This window comes from Devosia sp., from assembly GCF_017307495.1.
Lineage (GTDB): Bacteria > Pseudomonadota > Alphaproteobacteria > Rhizobiales > Devosiaceae > Devosia_A.
The window spans coordinates 123,486-144,169 of the sequence record NZ_JAFKHE010000020.1; the positions used below are offsets into that span (position 1 = coordinate 123,486).

Sequence of the window (20,684 nt, forward strand, 5' to 3'; positions counted from 1 at the left end):
TGTTCGCACCGCATAACGGCCTGATCGGGCGGCGCTTACGCCCCGCCACCCAAGTGCGCCAGCACCGCCAGCAGCAGCAGCGCCACGATGTTGGTGATCTTGATCATCGGGTTCACGGCGGGACCTGCCGTGTCCTTGTAGGGGTCGCCGACGGTGTCGCCGGTGACGGAGGCCTTGTGGGCGTCGCTGCCCTTGTAGTGCTTGACCCCGTGGCTGTCGGTGAAGCCGTCCTCGAAGCTCTTCTTGGCGTTGTCCCAGGCGCCGCCGCCGGCGGTCATGGAGATGGCGACGAAGAGGCCGGTGACGATCACGCCCATCAGCATGGCGCCGAGGGCCGAGAAGGCGGCGGCGTTGCCGGCGATCCAGTAGATCACGACGAAGACGACGATCGGCGAGAGCACCGGCAGCAGCGAGGGGACGATCATTTCCTTGATCGCCGCCCTGGTCAGCATGTCGACGGCCCGGGCGTAGTCGGGCTTCGACGTGCCGGCCATGATGCCGGGATCGGCCTTGAACTGGCGCCGGACCTCGACCACCACCGATTGCGCGGCGCGGCCGACGGCGGTCATCGACATGCCGCCGAACAGGAAGGGCAGCAGGCCACCGAACAGCAGGCCGACGACGACATAGGGGTCGGCGAGCGAGAAGGTGAGGTTGCCCAGCCCCTGGAAGATCGCCGGGGCGCCTTCCTGGGCCGAGAAGTACTGCAGGTCCTGCGTATAGGCGGCGAACAGCACGAGCGCGCCGAGGCCGGCCGAACCGATGGCATAGCCCTTGGTGACGGCTTTGGTGGTGTTGCCGACGGCGTCGAGCGCGTCGGTGTTGTGGCGCACTTCCTTGTCGAGGCCGGCCATTTCCGCGATGCCGCCTGCGTTATCCGTCACCGGACCAAAGGCATCGAGCGCGACGATCATGCCGGCCAGCGCCAGCATGGTGGCGACGGCAAAGGCAATGCCGAACAGGCCGGCAAGATTGTAGGTGACGATGATGCCGACGACGATGACGATGGCCGGGAGCGCGGTGGCTTCCAGCGAGACGGCGAGGCCCTGGATGACGTTGGTGCCATGGCCGGTGACCGAGGCTTCGGCGATCGAGTTCACCGGGCGCTTGCCGGTGCCGGTGTAGTACTCGGTGATGACGACGATGAGCGCCGTGATCACGAGGCCGGCGACGCCGCACCAGAACAGGCTCCACGGCGTGAACTGCTTGCCGCCTTCGATGCCGAGCTGGACATCGAGCCCGCCGAATACCCAGCCGAGGACCGGGATCAGCGCGGCCAGCGACAGCACGCCGGTGGCGATGAGGCCCTTGTAGAGGGCATTCATGATGTTGTTGTCCTGGCCGAGCCGGACGAAGTAGGTGCCGATGATCGAGGTCAGCACGCAGGCCCCGGCGATGGCCAGCGGCAGGATCATGCCGGCAAGCTTCAGTTCGGGGGTGGGCAGCACGATCGCGGCCAGCACCATGGTGGCGACCGCGGTCACCACATAGGTTTCGAACAGGTCGGCGGCCATGCCGGCGCAATCGCCGACATTGTCGCCCACGTTGTCGGCGATGGTAGCCGGGTTGCGCGGGTCATCCTCGGGGATGCCGGCTTCGACCTTGCCCACCATGTCGCCGCCGACGTCCGCACCCTTGGTGAAGATGCCGCCGCCGAGACGGGCGAAGATCGAGATCAGCGAAGCGCCGAAGCCGAGGGCGACGAGCGAGTCGATCACCGTGCGGCTGGTCGGCGCGAAGCCGAGGAACTGGGTCAGCACGATGAAGTAGAGCGTGACGCCGAGGAGGCCGAGGCCGGCCACCAGCAGGCCGGTGACCGCGCCGGACTTGAAGGCGAGGTCGAGGCCGCCGGCGAGCGACTTGGTGGCGGCCTGGGCGACGCGCACGTTGGCGCGCACCGAGACGTTCATGCCGATGAAGCCGGCCGCGCCGGAGAGCACGGCGCCGATCAAGAAGCCGATGGCGGCGTAGGCGCCGAGCAGGAAGAAGGCGAGGATGAAGATGACCACGCCGACGATGCCGATGGTGGTGTACTGGCGGCGGAGATAGGCGGAGGCGCCTTCACGCACTGCGGCGGAAATCTCCTGCATGCGGGCCGAGCCCGCGTCGGCCCTGAGCAGGCCTTGCGTCGTGACGACGCCGTAAACGATTGAGAGCAGACCGCATATCACGATCGCCCATAGCAATAGTGTCATAGAATGTTCCCTCATGTGACGTCACCGGGGAACGCTCCATAGTCGTAGCGGCGAACCGCTCCTCCTCGCCCCCCGAGGATCGCGTGCCAAACTTGTGCCAAATCGCCGCAGGTGGTGCAACGGGGTTGTCGTATCGCACGCAGCCAAGGTTCGGGGGGCGTCTAGCCCAGCTTCGCCAGGGCGCCGGCCAGGGCCTCGACATCGCCGTTGATCCGCACCGTCTTCTGCCGGGCGGTTTCGCCGGAGACGAGGGTGATGGCGGACTTGGGGACGCCGAGCGCCTTGCCCAGCAGTGCGATCACCGCGGCGTTGGCCTTGCCCTTGTCGGGGACGGCGGTGACGCGGATGCGCAGGACGGCGCTGCCGTCGTCGCGCTGCTCGACGCCCTCGATGCGATCGGCGCCGGCATTGGGGGTGACGCGGAGGGTCACGAGGATGCCGTCCGCGTCACGCCGGAAGGGCGGCAGGCTAGAGGACGCGGCCAACCGCGACCGAAGCGATCAGGTTCTGCAGGAAGAAGATGACGACGAAGACGATGAGCGGCGACAGGTCGAGGCCGCCGACGGGCGGGATGACGCGGCGGATCGGCCTCAGGATCGGCTCGGTGACCTGGTTGAGCACGCGCCAGACCGAGTTCACGAACTGGTTGCGGGTGTTGATCACGTTGAAGCTGATCAGCCAGCTCATGATGATCATGATCAGGAAGATCCACCAGACGATGTTCAGGATGAAGCTGAGCGTCTGCAGAATGGCGAAAGTCATCGGGGGCCCTCTTTGTCCGTCGCCCTATTTAGGGGGCGGTCGGGCCAGCGGCAAGCGGCCGCGACCATTTTGGCGTGACGCCCCGGAGGCCCCGGCTAGTCCAGGCGGCCCGGGCGCCAGGTGACGATGCGATAGAGGTAAGTGAGGACCACCACGCCGAGGACGATGGTCGTGCCCGGATCGAGCCAGGTCTCGACCCGCTCGTAATGCTCGGCGAGGATGAAGCCGGCACCGACGAGGATGACATTCCAGGTGAAGGCGCCCAGGGTCGAGAAGACGAGGAAATGCCACAACGGCATGCGGGCAAGGCCGGCCGGGATGGAGATCAGCGTGCGGATCAGCGGGATCAGCCGGCCGGCGAGCACGATGACGGGGCCGAAGCGGCGGAACCAGCCGGTGGCCGTGTCGACTTCGGCGGCATTGAGGGTAAGCCAGCGGCCATGGCGGTCGGCCAGGGTGCGGACGCGGCCGAGGCCGAACAGGCGGCCGGCAAGATACCAGGGCAGCATGCCGACGACTGCGCCAGCGGTGGCCGCCAGCAGCACCAGCCAAAGATCGAGCGCCCCGGTGGCGGCCGAATAGCCGGCGAACGGGATGATCAGCTCGGACGGAATGGGCGGAAACACGCTCTCGAGCAGCATCAGCAGGAAGATGCCGGCATAGCCGAGGGCGGTGATGGTCTCGATGATCCAGGTGGCCATGGGGTGCTCCGGCGATGCGCGCTGCTTCACTTACCCACGGAGTCGTTCCCGCGAAAGCCGGAACCTCCGTCTGCGGTGCTTGCGGCCGAAATGGAAATCCCCGCTGTCGCGGGGATCACATCGTGCATGGGACTGCCGGCGGGCAGTCGCTTGGCCGGTCAGCTCGCCTTCTGGGCGCGCATCATCTTTTTGCGCTCGTTGGGATCGAGCGCGATCTTGCGCAGCCGGATCGACTTGGGCGTCACCTCGACATACTCGTCGTCGGCGATATAGCCGAGCGACTGCTCGAGCGTCAGCTTCTTGGGCGGGGTCAGGCGGACCGCCTCGTCCTTGCTGGTGGTGCGGATGTTGGTCAGCTGCTTGCCCTTGAGCGCGTTGACCTCGAGGTCGTTGTCGCGCACGTGCTCGCCGACGATCATGCCCTCGTAGATCTCATCGCCCGGATCGACCATGATGGGCCCGCGCTCCTCGAGGTTCCACAGCGCGTAGGCGACAGCCTGGCCGGTGCCGTTGGAGATGAGCACGCCGGTACGACGGCCGGGCAGCGGACCCTTGTAGGGCTGGTACTCGTGGAACAGGCGGTTGAAGATCGCGGTGCCGCGGGTGTCCGACAGCAGCTCGGGCTGGTAGCCGATGAGCGAGCGGGTCGGAACGTAGAAGCGAAGCCGCGTGCGCCCGGTGCCGGAGGGGCGCATGTCGACCAGCTCGCCCTTGCGCTCGGTGAGCTTCTGCACCACGACGCCGGAGAACTCGTCGTCGACGTCGATGATCACTTCCTCGATCGGCTCGAGGCGCTGGCCGTTCTCCTCGCGCATCACGACGCGGGGGCGGCCGATGGTGAGCTCGAAGCCTTCGCGGCGCATGTTCTCGATCAGCACCGCGAGCTGCAGTTCGCCGCGGCCGGCGACGTCGAAGCTGTCATTGTCCTCGCCCTCGGCGACGCGGATGGCGACGTTGCCCTCGGCCTCGCGCAGCAGGCGCTCGCGGATGACGCGGGACTGCACCTTGTCGCCCTCGCGGCCGGCGAGCGGGCCGTCGTTGATGCGGAAGGTGACCGACAGGGTCGGCGGGTCGATCGGCTTGGTCTGGATGGGCTCGGCCACCGAAGGGGCGCAGATGGTGTTGGCGACGGTCGAATCCGTGAGGCCCGCAATCGCCACGATGTCGCCGGCTTCGCCGATGTCGATCGGCGTGCGCTCGAGGCCGCGGAAGGCAAGAACCTTGCTGACGCGGCCCTTCTCGACTTCCTTGCCGGTGCGATCGAGGGTGTGGACCGGATCGCCGGCCTTCACCGTGCCGGAGGTGATGCGGCCGGTGAGGACACGGCCGAGGAAGGGGTTGCGCTCGATGGTGGTGACGAGCATGCGGAACGGCCCCTCTTCCACCTTGGGAGCGGGCACGTACTCGACCACCTTGTCGAGCAGCGGCGCCATCTGCTCGTCACGCGAGCCATCGGGGGTCGTTGCCATCCAGCCGTTGCGGCCCGAGCCGTAGAGGACCGGGAAGTCGAGCTGCTCGGAAGTCGCGTCGAGGGCGATGAAGAGGTCGAAGATCTCCTCCAGCACCTCGAGGTGGCGCTCGTCGGGGCGGTCGATCTTGTTGATCGCAACGATGGGGCGGAGGCCCTGGGCGAGCGCCTTGCCGAGCACGAACTTGGTCTGCGGCATCGGGCCCTCGGCGGCATCGACGAGGATCACCACGCCGTCGACCATCGAGAGGATGCGCTCCACCTCGCCGCCGAAGTCGGCGTGGCCAGGGGTATCGACGATGTTGATGCGGGTGTCTTTCCAGACCAGCGAGGTGACCTTGGCCAGGATGGTGATGCCGCGCTCACGCTCGATGTCGTTGGAATCCATGGCGCGTTCCTCGACGCGCTGGTTCTCGCGGAAGGAGCCGGACTGCTTCAGCAGGACGTCGATGAGCGTGGTCTTGCCATGGTCGACGTGGGCAATGATTGCGATGTTCCGCAAGGACATGAGGGGGGCCGATCAGATTTCGGGGACGTATCGCGTCGCCCTTCCGAAACGGAAACGTCTGTCCTGGAAAGGCTCCTACGCCGCGCCCCATAGCGGAGCGGAGCCGCATTCTCAAGACAATTCGCCGCATGGGAGGGTTGCCGGTGGCCGGCGGGACCGGCGTCAGGAGACGCGACGGAGCCTTGGTCGGTCCTCGGCGGCCAGCAGCTCGGTGACTTTGCTGGCGCTGACCGGCGGGGAGAACAGGAAGCCCTGCACCTCGTTGCAGCCCTGGGCACGGACCGCGTCGAGCTGCTCCTCGGTCTCGATGCCTTCGGCGGTGGTCGACATGCCGAGCGAGTGGCCGAGGCCGATCACGGCCTTGATGATGGCGAGGCTGTCGCCCTTGGACTTGAGATCGCGCATGAAGGAGCGGTCGATCTTGATCTTGTCGAAGGGGAAGCTGCGCAGGTAGCTCAGCGAGGAATAGCCGGTGCCGAAGTCGTCCATCGAGATGCGCACGCCGAGCGCGCGCAGGCGGTGCAGGGTCTTCAGGGTCGGCTCGTTGTCCGACAGCAGCAGTGACTCGGTGATCTCGAGCTCGAGCCGGGCCGGCGACAGGCCGGTCTCCCGCAGCGCCGCCTCGACGGTCTCGAACAGGCGCTTGTTCTTGAACTGCACGGCGGAAAGGTTGACGGCGACGCGGACGCCGGGCGGCCAGGTCGCGGCAGTGCGGCAGGCCTCGCGCAGGACCCAGTCGCCGATCTGGACGATCAGGCCGGTCTCCTCGGCGACGGGGATGAATTCGGCCGGCGACACCACGCCGCGGTCGCTGTCCCAGCGCAGCAGGGCCTCGAGGCAGGTGATGCGGTTTTCCTTCAGGCCGACGAGCGGCTGGTACACCAGCCGGAACTCGCCGCGGGCGAGGGCGAGGCGGAGACCCGCCTCGATGGTGCGGCGCTTCTGGATGGCGGCATCCATGCCGGGCTCGAAGAAGTGATATGTCGAGCGGCCCTCGTTCTTGGCGCGGTAGAGCGCCAGGTCGGCGTTCTTCATCAGGATCTCGGCAGTGTCGCCGTCCTGGGGGGCCATGGCGATGCCGACCGAAGTGCCGATCACCAGCTGGTGGCCATCGATGGTGAAAGGGTTCGACATGGCCTTGACGATGCGATCGGCGATCGCGGCGGCCTCGCCGGGAGACTGGATGTCGCGCAGCAGCAGGGCAAACTCGTCGCCACCGAGGCGCGCCAGCACGTCGTCCTCGCGCGTCGCGCCCCACAGCCGGGCCGAAACCTGCTGCAGCAGCTTGTCGCCGAGCGAGTGGCCGAGCGTGTCGTTGACGGCCTTGAAGTGGTCGAGGTCGATGCACAGCACCGCGATGCGGTCGCCGCGCTCGAGCCCGGGCTCGGCGGCCGCCATCTCCTCGAGGAACTGAACCCGGTTGGGCAGCTGCGTCAGCGCGTCGTGGCGGGCGAGGTGGCGGATGCGCTCCTCGTGCTGGCGCTGCTCGGTGATGTCCTCGTGCGTGGTGACCCAGCCGCCATCCTTCATCGGATGGTGCTGCATCATGATGGTGCGGCCGTCGAGCTCGTGGATGGTCTTGCCGTATTCACCGCGCGCGATCATCTCGCGGCGCCAGCTGATGTAGGCGTCGCGGTTGACGCCGGCCTGCATGCCCTCGTCGAACAGGTAGCCCAGGATGTCGTCGAGCTGCGTGCCCGGCTTCAGCAGGTGCTCGGGCAGGTTGTAGATGCGCTGGTAGGGCTGGTTGCAGATGACGAGCCGGCCCCGGGCGTCATACATGCACAGGCCCTGCGAGATGTTGTTGACCGCTGCGTCAAGGCGGATGTTCTGGCGCTCGAGCTCGCGCTTGCGGCGCTGGATGATCTCGGTAGAGGCGATTTCCTCTGTGACGTCCTCATGCGTCACCACCCAGCCAAGACCGGGGGAGAAGACGTGCGCGGTCTCGATCCAGCGGTCCCCGGAGACGAGCTCGCGCACCTTGGCGCGAGCGCCGCCGCGGTTGTTCAGCAGTTCGCGCTTGTAGCCGGCGAGGAATTCCTCCGGCGTCTGGTCGGGATGATTGCCCAGTTCGCGCGAGAGCCGGACGATGGCCTCGAGCGTCATGCCCTTGCGCACGCGCTTGCGCGAGAAGCCGTAGATGTCGAGGTAGTGCTGGTTGAACATGACCAGCTTGAACTGCGGCGACCAGACGCAAAAGCCATAAGGCACGGCCTGCAGCGCGGCATCGAGAAGCAGCGCGTCGGCGGCCTTGCGAACGGAATCGACTGCTGCTGCCTTCACTTCTGTTCCGGCCCCACCCCAAAAACCCAGCTGGCGACGCTAGTGGGGGCGAGTTAAGAACGCTTTAAGTAGAGAGGGCGGGATTGCTCCGGACGATCATTCGAAACGACGTTGAAAGCAGTGGCGCCCGCGTCGGGTGACGCGGGCGTCCAGTATCGGCCTCGTCGTTACTTGCCCGTCACCTTGATGCGGCGGGCGGCGAAGGTCTTGAGGCGCAGGCCGTTGAGCCGGATGAAGCCCTCGGCGTCATGGTGGTCATAGGCCACGGCACCTTCCTCGAAGGTGACGAGATCCATGTTGTAGAGCGAGTAGGGCGAGGAGCGGGCGATGAGGCTGGCCGAGCCCTTGTAGAGCTTCACCGTGACTTCGCCGGTGACGAAGGCCTGCGACTTGTCGATCAGCGCCTGCAGCATTTCGCGCTCCGGCGAGTACCAGAAGCCGTTATAGATGAGCTCGGCATATTTCGGCATGAGCTCGTCCTTGAGATGGGCCTCGCCGCGATCGAGGGTGATCGACTCGATGCCGCGATGCGCGACGAGCAGGATGGTGCCGCCGGGGGTCTCGTAGAGCCCGCGCGACTTCATGCCGACGAAGCGGTTCTCGACCAGGTCGAGCCGGCCGACGCCATGCTTGCCGCCCAGTTCGTTGAGCTTGGTGAGCAGCGCGGCAGGGCTGAGCTTGACGCCGTTGACCGAGACCGGGTCGCCCTTCTCGAAGCCGATGGTGATGATCTCGGGCTCGTTGGGGGCCTTCTCGGGATCGACGGTGCGCTGGGCCACGTAGTCGGGCGCCGGCACGGCCGGGTCCTCGAGCACCATGCCCTCGGACGAGGTGTGGAGCAGGTTGGCGTCGACCGAGAACGGGGCTTCGCCGCGCTTGTCCTTGGCGATCGGGATCTGGTGCTTTTCGGCATAGTTGAGCAGCGCCGTGCGCGAGCGCAGGTCCCACTCGCGCCAGGGCGCGATGACCTGGAGGTTGGGATCGAGCGCATTGGCGGTGAGCTCGAAGCGGACCTGGTCGTTGCCCTTGCCGGTGGCGCCGTGGGCGATGGCGTCGGCGCCGGTTTCCTCGGCGATCTCGACCAGGTGCTTGGCGATCACCGGCCGGGCGATCGAAGTGCCGAGCAGGTACTGGCCTTCGTAAAGGGCGTTGGCGCGGAACATCGGAAACACGAAATCGCGCACGAATTCCTCGCGCACGTCGACGATGCGGATGTCCTTGATGCCGAACATCTCGGCCTTGCGGCGGGCCGGCTCGAGTTCCTCGCCCTGGCCGAGGTCGGCGGTAAAGGTCACGATCTCGGCCTGGTAGTGCTCCTGCAGCCACTTCAGCATGATCGAGGTGTCGAGACCGCCCGAGTAGGAGAGGACGATTTTCTTGATGTCTTTGCTCATTGCAACGCTTCCGAGAGGGCGCGAGGGGCGCGCCGAGGGGGCCGAGCGGCCCGGAAATCGGCGCGCACCCTAGTGAAGGCAGCCTGGAAGCGCAACCTCGGCGCTAGGCGGGCTTCAGCATCACATAATCGGTAAACCGGTATGGGCCCATCTGCACGGGCACATGCTTCTCGATCTCGAAGCCCTGCGAGCGGTAGAAGGCGATGGCCGGGGCGTTGCCGTCATTGACGTAGAGGGCGACCGGCAGGTCGGGGCCGAAATGGGCGCGGGCGACAGCGATCATGGCCTTGCCGAGGCCGAGCCCGCGGGCCTCGGCGAGCAGGTAGAGCTTCTTGATCCAGACGCGCCCGTCGGCGCGATAGGCCGAGGCAAAGCCGAGGTCGCGGCCGTTCGCGGTTGCCAGCCAGTAGTGATGGTGGCGCTCCGAGATGTCGGCCGCGAGCGTTCGCAGGTCGTAGATCTCGGCCAGCATGCCGGGAATGCGATCGGCGGGCAGGATGCCGGCGAAGGCCTCGGGCCAGATGCGATAGGCGAGGTCGGCGACGCGCGGCAGGTCGCGCTGGTCGATCGGCGTAATCGTCGGTTCGGTCATGGTGCGGATTTGACCCGCGACCGATGGGGCTGGCAAGCGCATTCGCGCCGTGTCAAAGACGGGGCAACGCAACCGGTATCGCCAATGTCCGTCCCCCTGCCAGATCCTGCCGTCATACTCGTCGTCGCCGCTCCTGCGGTGACCATGCGGCTGTCGGCGCGCGCCGGGGCGACGCGATGAACTACTCGCACGCCTTCCATGCCGGGAACTTTGCCGATGTGATGAAGCACATCGTCCTCGCCCGGCTCGTCGAATACCTGAAGAAGAAGGACTCGGCCTTCCGGGTCATCGACACCCATGCCGGGATCGGGCGCTACGATCTCACCGGCGAGATCGCCAAGCGCTCGCCGGAATGGGTGGACGGCGTCGGCCGGCTGCTCAGGACGCCGTTGCCGCAGAAGGCGCAGGCGCTGGTCGAACCGTATCTCAACGTCATCCGCGAGCTGAACCCCGGGGGTGGGGTCGAGATCTATCCGGGTTCGCCGCTGCTGGTGCGAAAGCTGTTCCGGCCGCAGGATCGCCTCTCGGCGCTGGAACTGCATCCCGAATACGCCAAGCGCCTCGGCATCCTGTTCGAGGGCGACGTGCAGGTGCGGGTGATCCATCTCGACGGCTGGCTGGCGCTCAACGCGCACGTGCCGCCCAAGGAGAAGCGCGGGCTGGTGCTGGTCGACCCGCCATTCGAGGAAAAGGGCGAGTTCGACCGCATGGTCGACGGGCTGGTGAAGGCGCACAAGAAGTTCGCCGGCGGCATCTATGCGCTGTGGTATCCGCTCAAGGACACGCGCGCCGTGCACGACTTCGTCTCGGCACTGCACGGCACCGGCATCCCGAAGATGCTGCGCGCCGAGGTCTCGATCCGACCGGCGTCGAACCCGCCGCGGCTGCATGGCTCTGGCCTGATCCTCGTCAACCCGCCGTTCACGCTCGAGGGCGAATTGCGCATCCTGCTGCCAGCGCTGGCGCAACTGCTCGGCGATCCGGGGCTGGGGCGGCACAAGCTCGAGTGGATCCGCGGCGAAGCGTAGCGCGGCGGCGAGTCGTCTCAGCCGATCGCCGCCACCAGCGGCAGGACTTCGGCAACGCGGGGCAGGCGGCGGAAGCGAGCGCTGCCCGTCGGGTCGTCGGCGAGATCGAGCGACCAGACGTGCTCGGAAGGCACGTGGACGGCCCAGGCGCCGGCGGCGAGGGCCGGAAGCACGTCGGCGCGCATCGAGTTGCCGACCATCATGGCGCGGTCCGGCCCATTGCCGTGGCGGGAAAAGATGCGCTCGTAGACCGCCTCGGTCTTGTCGGAGACGATCTCGATCTCGTCGAAGAACGGCAGGAGGCCCGAGGCGGCGAGCTTGCGCTCCTGGTCGACGAGATCGCCGCGGGTGACGACGAGCAGCTTATGTGCCGGCTTCAGCGCCTCGAGCGTCTCCTGCACACCGGGGAAGGGATCGACCGGGTGGGTCAGCATGGCCCGTCCCAGCGTCATGATCTCGCCGATCAGGCTCGCGGGCAGGCGGCCCCCGGTTGCGGCCAGGGCTGCCTCGATCATTGACAGGGTGAAGCTCTTCACGCCGAAGCCGTAGAGGCCGACATTGGCGATCTCGGTATCATGCAGCAGCCGCTCGGTCTCGCCGCGTGGCGCGCGGTCGGCGAGCAGCTCTGAGAACCGTTCCTTGGTGGCGACGAAGTACTTCTCGTGGTGCCACAGGGTGTCGTCGGCATCAAAGCCGATGGTGGTGAGGTTCGGCATCTCTCAGCCGCGATCCAGTTCGGCGTGCAACGGCGCCAGCAGCTCGCCGTAGCGCGCGGCGATGCCGATCGAGCTGCGGCTGATGGGGGAGCGGACCTGCACGGCGCTGGCAGTGTGCACCGGACGCTCGGTGCGGTGGAAGTCGAGGCATTCGGGGCGGAAGTCGAGGCCACAGTGGGCCAGCAGCCGGCGCGTCTCGCCCTCCTGGTCCTCGACCAGCTGTTCGTAGGAGATGTCGTGCATGCGGCCGGGCAGGACGCGACGCCAGTGCGCCATCAGCTTCTGGTAGAGCCGGTGATAGTGGCCGATGTCGCCGAGATCGTAGGCATAGCCGAGGTGCGAGCTGAAATAGTTGCGCCAGATCGAGACCGAGGTGTCGGCCGGGTCGCGGACGCAGTGGATGATCCGGGCCTCGGGCAGGCAGAGGGCGATGAAGCCGATCAGCATGAAGTTGCCCGGCATCTTGTCGGTGATGAAGCGGGCCTCGGGGGCATAGGCGCGCAGCCGATCGAGATAGTTGCGGCCCAGTCGGGCGAGGCCGGCATCGCCGAGGTCGGCGAGCAACTGCGGATAGTGGATCGGGCGGCGGGTCGTGCTGTTGATCACCAGATCGCGCAGCAGCGGCAGCTCGCCGGCGCCGGTGACGTCGGGGTGGCTGGCAAGGATTTGCTCGACGAGGGTGGTGCCGGAGCGCGGCATGCCGAGCACGAAGATCGGCGTCGGATCCGGAACGCCGTGGCCCGCCCGGGCGGCCAGCAGCTCCGGGGTGAAGGTCGCTTCGATCTCGACGAAGGCGGCCTCGGAGTCGGCGCGGTCGTAGCTGTAGCCGGCGCGGCGCAGCCGGTTGGCGGCGTCAAGATAGTGGAAGGCGCGGGGGTAGTCGCCGGCATCCTCGAAGGCCTTGCCGAGGGCGAAGCCAAGGTGCATGCGCTGGTCGTCGGACGTTGCGGTTGCCTCGAAGCGCGCCACTTTTTCGGCGAGCGCGCCCGATTCGGCGTCGAGCCGGCCAAGCAGGCGCTCGAAGGCAGTATTGCCCGGCGCCAGCGCCAGCGCCTTGCGGTAATGCGCGATGGCGGGTTGGCGCTTGCCGAAGGCGGCGAGGGTATTGCCGAGGTCCGCGTGCAGCCACGCGTTGCCGGGCTGCAGCGCGATGGCGCGTTCGAGCGCGCTGACCGCCGCGGCGAAATCGCCCAGCGCGTCCTGCACGAGGCCGATGGTCCGATGTGCTTCGGCAAGGTTGGGCTGGAGGCGGACGGCCTCTTCCGCCGCGACGAGGGCTTCGCGCGGGCGGCCGAGTTTTTCGAGCGCGAGGGCGAGACCGGCATGGGCCTCGGCCATGGCGGGACGTAGCGCCGTGACCCGGCGATAGAGCGGCTCGGCCCCGGCGGCGTCACCTTCGCGTTGAAGGAGGTTGGCGAGGTTGACGAGCGCCTCGGGGGCATCGGGCTTGAGTTCGAGCGCCCGTTGCAGGTGCCGTCGGGCGTCGTCGCCGCGTCCCTCGTTGAGGTAGGCAACGGCGAGGTTGGAGTGGCTCGACACATCGTCGGGTGCGAGCGCCAGGGTACGCGACAACAGTTCGATGGCGCGACGGCGGTCGCCGCGCTGCAGGGCCACCGCGCCGGCGAGACCCATGGCCTGGGCATCACGCGGGTTCTGCCGCAGCAGGGTTTCCAGCATCGCGGCGCCGAGCACCGTTTCGCCCCGACGCAGATGCGCGAGCGCGTCGGCGACGGTGGGGCGGGCGGCGGGCCGGTTCATGCGGTCAGCGCGTCGCGCTCTTTTTTCGACAGCCGCTCGCTGGCGCTCTTCAGCTGCCCGCAGGCGGCGAAGATGTCGCGGCCGCGCGGGGTGCGGACGGGCGAGGCATAGCCGGCGCGGTTGACGATGTCGGCGAACTGCTCGATGCGCGAGGAGGTCGAACACTCGTAATTGGTGCCCGGCCAGGGGTTGAACGGGATCAGGTTGATCTTGGCCGGGATGCCGGCGAGCAGGCGGACCAGTTCGCGGGCATCGGCGTCGGAATCGTTGATGTCGCGCAGCATCACGTATTCGAAGGTGATGCGGCGGGCGTTCGACAGGCCAGGATAGTTGCGGCAGGCCTCGATCAGCTCTTTCAGCGGGTACTTCTTGTTGATCGGCACGAGCAGGTCGCGCAGGTCGTCGCGCACGGCATGCAGCGAAATGGCCAGCATGACGCCGATCTCGGAGCCGGTCGGCTCGATGAACGGGACGACGCCGGAAGTCGAGAGCGTGATGCGGCGCTTGCTCAGCGAGATGCCGGCCTCGTCCGAGGCGATCAGCAGGGCCTGCCTGACGTTCTCGTAGTTGTAGAGCGGCTCGCCCATGCCCATCATCACGATATTGGTGATGGCGCGGCTGTCGCCTTCCGAGCCGCCCGAGCCGCGCGGCGCGGGCACGAGACCGTCGGTGGGGCGCACGCCGCCGGGGAAATCGCCGAGGCGTTCGCGCGCCATCAGCACCTGGCCGAGGATCTCGCCGGCGGTGAGGTTCCGGACCAGCTTCTGCGTGCCGGTGTGGCAGAAGGAACAGGTCAGGGAACACCCCACCTGGGAAGAGACACAGAGTGTCCCGCGGTCTTCCTCGGGGATGTACACGGTCTCGACATCGACCGGAGGCAGCAGCGGGTTCTTGGGGTCGCGGAAGCGGAACAGCCACTTGCGGGTGCCATCGATCGACACCTGCTCGGTGACGATCTCGGGCCGGTCGAGCAGGAAGGTGTCAGCCAGCTTCTGGCGAAAACCCTTCTGGATGTTGGTCATCCGGTCAAAGTCGGTGACGCCGTTGTGGTAGATCCAGTTCCACAGCTGGGAGGCGCGCATCTTGGCCTCGCGCTCGTCGAGGCCGATGCCCATCAGCGTGTCGCGCAGCTCTGGCTTCATCAGGCCGACAAGCGATTGCCGCCCCGGGCGGGGGCGGTCGGCATGGGCATGATAGTCGAGGTCGAGGACGATACTCATGGTGCGGGCGGCTTTCTCAGCGGGCGCAGTAGTGAGCGCGGCCCATAACATAGTAGCATGGATCGCGCAAAGAAGGGCTCACGCGAACGTGGCATGCGCTCGGCGAGGTCTCATGGCCGAGGCGCAACCCGCCAGGTTAGCCGGCGCAGTTCTCGATGGCGCGGGAGGCGGCGGTGGCGCCCGAGAGCGAGAAGGTCTCGGTGATGCGGATGCCCTTGTCCGAGGTCCCCTCGATGACCACGGTCGAGCCGGCCCGCAGGGCTCCGGCAAGCTTGTCGTTCTGGCTGGGATCGAGCAGCCAGGCGGCGTCCTTGTCGGTGAAGAGCTCGAAACTCTGGCCGCTGACGGAGACGGTGGCGGGGGTATCGGGCGCGAAGGTGAAGCCGGCGACGAGGTTCAGTTCGTTGCGCACGGATTCCGAGGGCCGGTTGGTGAGGTAGAGCCAGGCCGCGGTGAAATCATCGGGACTGGGTGTGACCTCGGTCGGCTTGCTCAGCGCGAAACAGACCGGGCCGGTGGACTCGGTCGCCGAATAGGCGGTCCAGTCGCGATACTCGCCCAACAGCTTGACCGACTGGGCAAGGGCAGTCCCCGACAGCATCGGCACAAGCAGGGCAGCGATGACGGCAGGGGAGCGGAAAAGCATCGGCAATCGTCTCGGTTCGGCGGTCGGTAGCCGGCGGAACGGGCGCCGTCCACCGACCCCGATCACGGCTCTGAATTGGTCGCGCTCTCGAACCGGGAAAGTCGGCAACCCTCCCTGAAAACGCTCCGCCATCAGGCGCAGGCCTTGGCGATCTCTCCCAGCGCCGCGGTCACGCCCGACAGGTCGTAATTGTCGGTCATCTTGTTGCCCTTGGCCGAAATGCCGGTGACGACGAGCTTGGAACCCGCCTTCATGGCCTCGACGAAGGTCGCCTCGTCGGCTTCGACGGCGAGCCAGGCTGCTTCGCCCTCGGTGACCATGGGGAAGGTCTTGCCGTCGATAGTGGCGCTGACATTGGCCTGGGCGTTGAACGGGTAGCCGACCTGGGTCTGGACCTCGTTCTTGGTGCCGAGGCCCTTGCGGTTGATGATGAGGAAGTGGATCGGGCTGCGGCGCACCGGGCTGCCGCCAACCTCCTTGGGGCTCCAGTCGGCGGGGCTCGCCGAGATGTAGCACATGAGCCCGTTGGCATCGCTGCCGCTCCACGCGGTCCACGCCTTGAAGGTGCCCAGCTGCTTGATTTCCTGGGCCATGGCCGGCGCCGAAAGGGCTGCCATGAGGCCGGCGGCAAGCAGGCCGGCCAGAACCATACGCGGTGATGTCATCGCCCGAACATCCTTGTCCGAAAGTTGCGCAACCAGCACCCCGGCATCCTGCCACGGTATGGTTACCAAGGTCTCAAACCGGTCGCGCATATTGAGTCAGGTGGCGACCTTAGCGGCAATCATGTCGGCAATTTGACGCGCAGAACCGCCGGATTTCCTGTTTGGGCCCGCATGGTGAAGGAAGCGTTAACGCACCATCACGCCGCCAATGGATAGGCCTGCTCCACGAGATAAGGGCCGCCCCCGACGGAGTCGCGGGATGAGAACAGCACGAAGCGGCCGACCTTGAACTCCAGCGGCGCGAAGTGGCCGGACAGCGCGATGAAGCGGGCGACCTCGCCGGCCGATACGCCACGCAGGCGGGCAAGCGCCACATGCGGCACGAACTTGCGGCCCTCGGGCGAAAGCCCGCAGCGCTGCAGGATGCGTTCCTGCGCGGCCTGCAGGCGCAGCAGCGCCATGTTGGCGGCGCAGCCGACGAACAGGGCGCGCGGCGTGTTGCCGCCGAACGAGCCGAGATGGTCGAGGCGGATGTTGAAGGCCTCGCTGTCGGCCAGCCGGTCGAGCATGTCGGTCACCTCGCTGGCGACGCGATGGTCGACATCGCCGATGAAGCGCAGCGTGATGTGATAGTTCTCGGTGTCGATCCAGCGGGCGCCGGACAGGCCGCCCCGCTTCAGGGAGAGGGCCATCCCGACCTCGGGCGGCACCTCGATTCCGGTAAAGAGCCTGGGCATCCGACCCTCCCTTTGCCGTGGCGGATCCCGGTGATTCGGACCTGCCATCGGCTGGACCGTAGCGAGGCGGGGCGGGTCCGGCAAGCGGGCAGTCCGGTGCGCCGGACCCCGTTCCGCCGTGAGGCGAACACCATCGCGTAAACCGTTGAAGGCGTGCGACATTAGGTGACGGCAAGTTGAGGGCCCCCGTCTTGTATTCGCCGGAGGCTGCCCTCATATTAATCCACCGACGGCAAGGGCTCGGAGGAGCGCCCCGTCCGCGTCGCCAGGAAAGGATATTTTCGTCATGGCTGAATTCGACCGTCCGACTATCGCCGCTCAGCGGGCCGGAACCGCCGCGGCCATCGATGAGGGCCTGCGCAGCTATATGCTGAAGGTCTACAACTACATGGGCATCGGCCTCGTGGTCACGGGCCTCGTTGCCTATTTCGGCAACGCGATGGCCACCACCACCGATTCTGCCAAGGCGGCCGCCCAGCTGGCCAATGGCGAGTACCTCACCCAGTGGGGCGTCCTGCTCTATACCAGCCCGCTGATGTGGGTGATCGCCTTCGCGCCGCTCGCCTTCGTGCTGGTGCTGAGCTTCGGCATCAACAAGCTGAGCGCCGGTACCGCGCAGATCCTGTTCTGGGTGTTCGCGGCCGTGATGGGCCTGAGCCTCAGCTCGATCTTCATGGTCTATACCGATGCCTCGATCGCCAAGGTGTTCTTCATCTCGGCGGCGACGTTCGGTGCGATGAGCCTGTATGGCTACACCACCAAGCGTGACCTCACCGGCATCGGCAACTTCCTGATCATGGGCCTGATCGGCCTGATCATCGCCAGCCTGGTCAACATCTTCCTGGCCTCGAGCATGCTCGACTTCGCCATCTCGGCGATCGGCGTGCTGATCTTCGTCGGCCTCACCGCCTACGATACGCAGCGGATCAAGGAGAGCTATGACGAGGGCCATGGCGCGGACGTGCTGCAGAAGACCGCGGTGATGGGCGCGCTGTCGCTCTACCTCGACTTCATCAACCTGTTCCTGATGCTGCTGCGCCTGTTCGGCAACCGTGAATAATCGCAGCGATCAGCGAGTCTGATTGGACGTTTGAAGGGGCCGCGATCTATCAAGATCGCGGCCCCTTCCTGTTCCTGGATCCATGATGAGCGACATCATCCTCCGCCCCTTCGAATGGCGCGACGTTCCTGATATCACGGCGATCTACCGCCCCTATGTCACCGACACGGTGATCACCTTCGAATACGATCCGCCCAGCGAGGCGGTGATGGCCGGCCGCTTCGGGACCATGGTGGATCTCGGCCATCCCATCATCGTGGCCGAACGTGACGGCGCGGTCGTGGGCTACGCCTATGCCTCGTTCTACCGCACGCGCGTCGCCTACCGCTTCACCTGCGAGAACTCGATCTACCTGCGGCAGGACATGATCGGGCAGGGCCTCGGGGGACGATTGCTCGACAAGCTGATCGAGGAAAGCCGCGCCTGCGGCTTCAAGCAGATGATCGCGGTGATCACGGCCGAACGCGCCAACTCGGTGCGCCTGCACGAGAAGGCCGGCTTCATCCATGTCGGCACGCAGGAGGCCACCGGCTTCAAGTTCGACCGTTGGATCGGCGTCACCTACATGCAGAAGGCGCTGTAGGCGGCCGGCCGGCAGCCGGCTGCTGCCCCCTTTGCGAAGGGCGCGAGGTGCGCCCGGGGCTGACTGCACGGGTTTCCGACTCGCTAGGGTCGCGATCATCGGGGATCATCGGCTGGTGGGATCACCTGAGCTGATCCCGTCGCATGACGGGACCGGACACCTTGCGTCAGCGATCAGTGTCGCGCCGCAAATCCATCGCCCGTCATGCACCATGCTATCGACCCGGCGACATCACTACGCCTGCAGCCCACCTTGGCGCAGATGATTTCCTTCGGTACGCATTAGGCCTCAAAATGCGGAGGAGCGCCGAATGCCTGCATCGCCCACCCACACCCCCTGGCTCAGCCGCCCCTATCACCGCCAGTGGCTCCGCGATCAGGCTGAGGCGCTGTTCGCCTTCTATGGCAACCGCTCGTTCAACCCGGCCGGCGGCTTCTTCGAGCTCACCGCGACCGGCGCGCCTATAAAGCCGCAAAACCCGGTGCGCGGCATCCATTCCACCGCGCGCATGGTGCATTGCTTTGCCATCGCGAGCCTGCTCGGCCGGCCGGGGTCGGATCCGATCGTCGACCACGGCATGCACTACCTCTGGAACAACCATCGCGACGCCGAGCGCGGCGGTTATTTCTGGGCTGTCGATGACAATGGCGCTTCCGACAAGGGCCGCAAGCAGGGCTATGGCCACGCCTTCGTACTGCTCGCCGCCTCGAGCGCGAAACTCGTCGGCCACCCGCTCGCCGACCAGATGATCGCCGACGTCACCGAGGTGATCGAGACCCGCTTCTGGAACAAGGCGCACGGCGCCATCGACGAGGAGTTCAACGCCGACTGGACGCCGATCTCGGACTACCATGGCCAGAATTCCAACATGCACCTGACCGAGGCGCTGATGGCCGCCTTCGAGGCCACGGGCGAGCGCGACTACCTCACCAAGGCCGAGTCGATCGCCGACCTGATCATCAATCGCCGCGCCCGGGAAAACGGCTTCCGCGTCGCCGAGCACTTCGATGCGAACTGGGCCGTCGACAAGGGCTACACCGGCGACCAGATGTTCCGCCCGCCCGGCACCACGCCGGGCCACTGGCTCGAATGGTCGCGCCTCGTTTTGCAACTCTGGGCGCTGGGCGGCAAGCAGCACGCCTGGATGCCGGAGGCGTCCGAGGCGCTGTTCCGTCAGGCCGTCACCATCGGCTGGGACGAAAAGCACGGCGGCTTCTTCTACAACCTCGACTGGTCCGACAAGCCGGACATGCGCCACAAGCTCTGGTGGCCGGTCTCCGAGGGCGTCGGCGCCGCGGCCTTCCTCATCGCCCACAAGCCGAGCGCCTTCCACGAGACCTGGTACCGCAATATCTGGGACGTGATCGCCCGCCACCACATCGACGGCGTCAACGGCGCCTGGCACGAGCAGCTGACCGAGGACATGCAGCCGGCCTACTCGCTCTTCGCGGGCAAGGGCGACATCTACCACGCGCTGCAGGCCTGCCTGATCCCGCTGTATCGGGCGGAGGGCAGCGTGACCAAGGGCATCGTCGAGGCGATGCGGTAGAACTTCTGCGGGGGCAACCTTTTCGTCCCAGGTCATTCCGGCGCACGCCGGAATCGAGCCTGGGGTGTCGCAACCGACTGTGGAGGCGGAGACCCAGGCTGGACCACTGCGCTCGCCAGGGGGACATCGTGCGTCGGAGTATCCGCTGGCGCTTCCCGCCCCACCCCACCCAGTTGCGCTAGGCCCCGCTGCCGCGAGGACCAAGCTCCACCCGGCGTCATTCCCGCGAAAGCGGGAACCCAGTGGGATGTCTCCACGGCCAGTAAGCCCTGACGCATCGCACTAGGTTCCCGCTTTCGCGGGAATGACACCAGTGTGGTGCACCATCCAGCCCCACCCACTGCTGTCATCCCGGGCTCGACCCGGGATCCATCGCTCCACCGGAACGGGCTGCGCGTTGGGTCCCTGCTTTCGCGGGGATGACACCGAGAGTGACTGGAATATCAGTGGCTTGTCGGTGGCGCGCAGAATTTTGTCCCCCTCACTCGGCACCCATGCGATTCTCCCACCCGTCCGCTGCACCGAAGCGAGATCATGACGAGTGGTTGGTGCAGGGGAGGTTGGGTGGGGTGGCAGTCGTGTTGCCCCAGGCTCAAAGCACGCGCGGCATGGTCCGGTTCGCCGGATGAGCCGCTGTCAACGCGGGGCAGCGCCATGCCGGTGCTGCCAGGGACTGGAAGCTGCCGGGCATGGGCAGCGGAGCTACGGGTTCGCGTCAGGCAGACGCCGGCGGATACCGGGCGCCCCCGGTCTCGCGATGCGGCACGGGATGCGCCCGGGTCCGCGTGCCATAGGCCCAAAACCCCGATCGGCCGGCGA

18 protein-coding genes are annotated in these 20,684 nt (G+C 66.7%); 4 read left to right on the plus strand and 14 right to left on the minus strand.

Going from position 1 to position 20,684, the window contains the following annotated elements; genetic code table 11:
• Window positions 1-35 precede the first annotated feature (35 nt).
• The 8 genes from J0I99_RS13260 to J0I99_RS13295 all read right to left on the minus strand — a co-directional run bounded on the left by J0I99_RS13260 (window position 36) and on the right by J0I99_RS13295 (window position 9,903).
• Entirely contained in the window at window positions 36-2,195 is a 2,160-nt protein-coding gene (locus J0I99_RS13260; RefSeq protein ID WP_291398178.1) for a sodium-translocating pyrophosphatase, read from the minus strand.
• A 161-nt stretch (window positions 2,196-2,356) separates the two neighbouring features.
• A complete protein-coding gene (locus J0I99_RS13265; protein ID WP_367115415.1) occupies window positions 2,357-2,680 on the minus strand; it encodes a DUF167 family protein in 324 nt (107 codons plus the stop codon).
• Window positions 2,664-2,957 carry a YggT family protein gene (locus J0I99_RS13270; RefSeq protein ID WP_291392895.1) on the minus strand — a complete coding sequence of 98 codons (294 nt, stop codon included), beginning with the start codon at window positions 2,955-2,957 and terminating at the stop codon, window positions 2,664-2,666. Before J0I99_RS13270 ends, J0I99_RS13265 begins: the two co-directional genes overlap by 17 nt.
• A gap of 95 nt (window positions 2,958-3,052) precedes the next feature.
• Window positions 3,053-3,658, minus strand: a complete 606-nt coding sequence (locus J0I99_RS13275; protein WP_291398180.1) for a DedA family protein — start codon at window positions 3,656-3,658, stop codon at window positions 3,053-3,055.
• 158 nt (window positions 3,659-3,816) lie between these two features.
• Window positions 3,817-5,634: a translational GTPase TypA gene (gene typA / locus J0I99_RS13280; RefSeq protein ID WP_291398182.1), complete on the minus strand. Its 1,818-nt coding sequence runs from the start codon at window positions 5,632-5,634 to the stop codon at window positions 3,817-3,819.
• Window positions 5,635-5,796: 162 nt separating this feature from the next.
• A complete protein-coding gene (locus J0I99_RS13285; protein WP_291398184.1) occupies window positions 5,797-7,917 on the minus strand; it encodes an EAL domain-containing protein in 2,121 nt (706 codons plus the stop codon).
• A gap of 167 nt (window positions 7,918-8,084) precedes the next feature.
• The gene (locus tag J0I99_RS13290) at window positions 8,085-9,311 is read right to left on the minus strand and encodes an argininosuccinate synthase (RefSeq protein ID WP_291398186.1); all 1,227 of its coding nucleotides are present in this window, start codon (window positions 9,309-9,311) and stop codon (window positions 8,085-8,087) included.
• 103 nt (window positions 9,312-9,414) lie between these two features.
• Window positions 9,415-9,903, minus strand: a complete 489-nt coding sequence (locus J0I99_RS13295; RefSeq protein WP_291398187.1) for a GNAT family N-acetyltransferase — start codon at window positions 9,901-9,903, stop codon at window positions 9,415-9,417.
• A gap of 176 nt (window positions 9,904-10,079) precedes the next feature.
• Here J0I99_RS13295 and J0I99_RS13300 point away from each other — a divergent pair, with 176 nt between their 5' ends.
• Window positions 10,080-10,931: a 23S rRNA (adenine(2030)-N(6))-methyltransferase RlmJ gene (locus J0I99_RS13300; protein WP_291398191.1), complete on the plus strand. Its 852-nt coding sequence runs from the start codon at window positions 10,080-10,082 to the stop codon at window positions 10,929-10,931.
• 17 nt (window positions 10,932-10,948) lie between these two features.
• On the opposite strand, the gene J0I99_RS13305 is transcribed toward J0I99_RS13300, so the two are convergent.
• From J0I99_RS13305 to thpR, 6 genes are all read right to left on the minus strand, one after another.
• Window positions 10,949-11,647: an HAD family hydrolase gene (locus J0I99_RS13305; RefSeq protein ID WP_291392910.1), complete on the minus strand. Its 699-nt coding sequence runs from the start codon at window positions 11,645-11,647 to the stop codon at window positions 10,949-10,951.
• A 3-nt stretch (window positions 11,648-11,650) separates the two neighbouring features.
• Entirely contained in the window at window positions 11,651-13,405 is a 1,755-nt protein-coding gene (locus tag J0I99_RS13310) for a tetratricopeptide repeat-containing sulfotransferase family protein (protein ID WP_291398194.1), read from the minus strand.
• On the minus strand, window positions 13,402-14,625 hold the full coding sequence (gene rlmN, locus J0I99_RS13315; protein WP_291398196.1) for a 23S rRNA (adenine(2503)-C(2))-methyltransferase RlmN: 1,224 nt from the start codon (window positions 14,623-14,625) through the stop codon (window positions 13,402-13,404). Before rlmN ends, J0I99_RS13310 begins: the two co-directional genes overlap by 4 nt.
• Before the next feature lie 136 nt (window positions 14,626-14,761).
• On the minus strand, window positions 14,762-15,271 hold the full coding sequence (locus J0I99_RS13320) for a hypothetical protein (RefSeq protein WP_291398198.1): 510 nt from the start codon (window positions 15,269-15,271) through the stop codon (window positions 14,762-14,764).
• Between the two features lie 131 nt (window positions 15,272-15,402).
• Window positions 15,403-15,936, minus strand: a complete 534-nt coding sequence (locus J0I99_RS13325; protein ID WP_291391206.1) for an invasion associated locus B family protein — start codon at window positions 15,934-15,936, stop codon at window positions 15,403-15,405.
• Between the two features lie 197 nt (window positions 15,937-16,133).
• Window positions 16,134-16,673, minus strand: coding sequence for an RNA 2',3'-cyclic phosphodiesterase (thpR, locus tag J0I99_RS13330; protein ID WP_291398200.1), 540 nt, complete (start codon window positions 16,671-16,673; stop codon window positions 16,134-16,136).
• Window positions 16,674-16,959: 286 nt separating this feature from the next.
• Between thpR and J0I99_RS13335 the strand changes: the two genes are divergently transcribed.
• The 3 genes from J0I99_RS13335 to J0I99_RS13345 all read left to right on the plus strand — a co-directional run bounded on the left by J0I99_RS13335 (window position 16,960) and on the right by J0I99_RS13345 (window position 19,865).
• Window positions 16,960-17,733 carry a Bax inhibitor-1/YccA family protein gene (locus J0I99_RS13335; protein WP_291398202.1) on the plus strand — a complete coding sequence of 258 codons (774 nt, stop codon included), beginning with the start codon at window positions 16,960-16,962 and terminating at the stop codon, window positions 17,731-17,733.
• An 85-nt stretch (window positions 17,734-17,818) separates the two neighbouring features.
• A complete protein-coding gene (locus J0I99_RS13340) occupies window positions 17,819-18,316 on the plus strand; it encodes a GNAT family N-acetyltransferase (protein ID WP_291398204.1) in 498 nt (165 codons plus the stop codon).
• A 310-nt stretch (window positions 18,317-18,626) separates the two neighbouring features.
• Window positions 18,627-19,865 (plus strand): AGE family epimerase/isomerase, encoded by a 1,239-nt coding sequence (locus J0I99_RS13345; RefSeq protein ID WP_291398205.1) that lies wholly within the window; start codon window positions 18,627-18,629, stop codon window positions 19,863-19,865.
• Window positions 19,866-20,684 lie beyond the last annotated feature (819 nt).

Bases quoted from the DNA above. Each gene is read 5' to 3' on its own strand.
- J0I99_RS13260 (WP_291398178.1), bottom strand. From the start codon at position 2,195: ATGACACTATTGCTATGGGCGATCGTGATATGCGGTCTGCTCTCAATC.
- J0I99_RS13270 (WP_291392895.1), bottom strand. From the start codon at position 2,957: ATGACTTTCGCCATTCTGCAGACGCTCAGCTTCATCCTGAACATCGTC.
- J0I99_RS13275 (WP_291398180.1), bottom strand. From the start codon at position 3,658: ATGGCCACCTGGATCATCGAGACCATCACCGCCCTCGGCTATGCCGGC.
- typA (WP_291398182.1), bottom strand. From the start codon at position 5,634: ATGTCCTTGCGGAACATCGCAATCATTGCCCACGTCGACCATGGCAAG.
- J0I99_RS13290 (WP_291398186.1), bottom strand. From the start codon at position 9,311: ATGAGCAAAGACATCAAGAAAATCGTCCTCTCCTACTCGGGCGGTCTC.
- J0I99_RS13295 (WP_291398187.1), bottom strand. From the start codon at position 9,903: ATGACCGAACCGACGATTACGCCGATCGACCAGCGCGACCTGCCGCGC.
- J0I99_RS13300 (WP_291398191.1), top strand. From the start codon at position 10,080: ATGAACTACTCGCACGCCTTCCATGCCGGGAACTTTGCCGATGTGATG.
- J0I99_RS13305 (WP_291392910.1), bottom strand. From the start codon at position 11,647: ATGCCGAACCTCACCACCATCGGCTTTGATGCCGACGACACCCTGTGG.
- J0I99_RS13310 (WP_291398194.1), bottom strand. From the start codon at position 13,405: ATGAACCGGCCCGCCGCCCGCCCCACCGTCGCCGACGCGCTCGCGCAT.
- rlmN (WP_291398196.1), bottom strand. From the start codon at position 14,625: ATGAGTATCGTCCTCGACCTCGACTATCATGCCCATGCCGACCGCCCC.
- J0I99_RS13320 (WP_291398198.1), bottom strand. From the start codon at position 15,271: ATGCTTTTCCGCTCCCCTGCCGTCATCGCTGCCCTGCTTGTGCCGATG.
- J0I99_RS13325 (WP_291391206.1), bottom strand. From the start codon at position 15,936: ATGACATCACCGCGTATGGTTCTGGCCGGCCTGCTTGCCGCCGGCCTC.
- thpR (WP_291398200.1), bottom strand. From the start codon at position 16,673: ATGCCCAGGCTCTTTACCGGAATCGAGGTGCCGCCCGAGGTCGGGATG.
- J0I99_RS13335 (WP_291398202.1), top strand. From the start codon at position 16,960: ATGGCTGAATTCGACCGTCCGACTATCGCCGCTCAGCGGGCCGGAACC.
- J0I99_RS13340 (WP_291398204.1), top strand. From the start codon at position 17,819: ATGAGCGACATCATCCTCCGCCCCTTCGAATGGCGCGACGTTCCTGAT.
- J0I99_RS13345 (WP_291398205.1), top strand. From the start codon at position 18,627: ATGCCTGCATCGCCCACCCACACCCCCTGGCTCAGCCGCCCCTATCAC.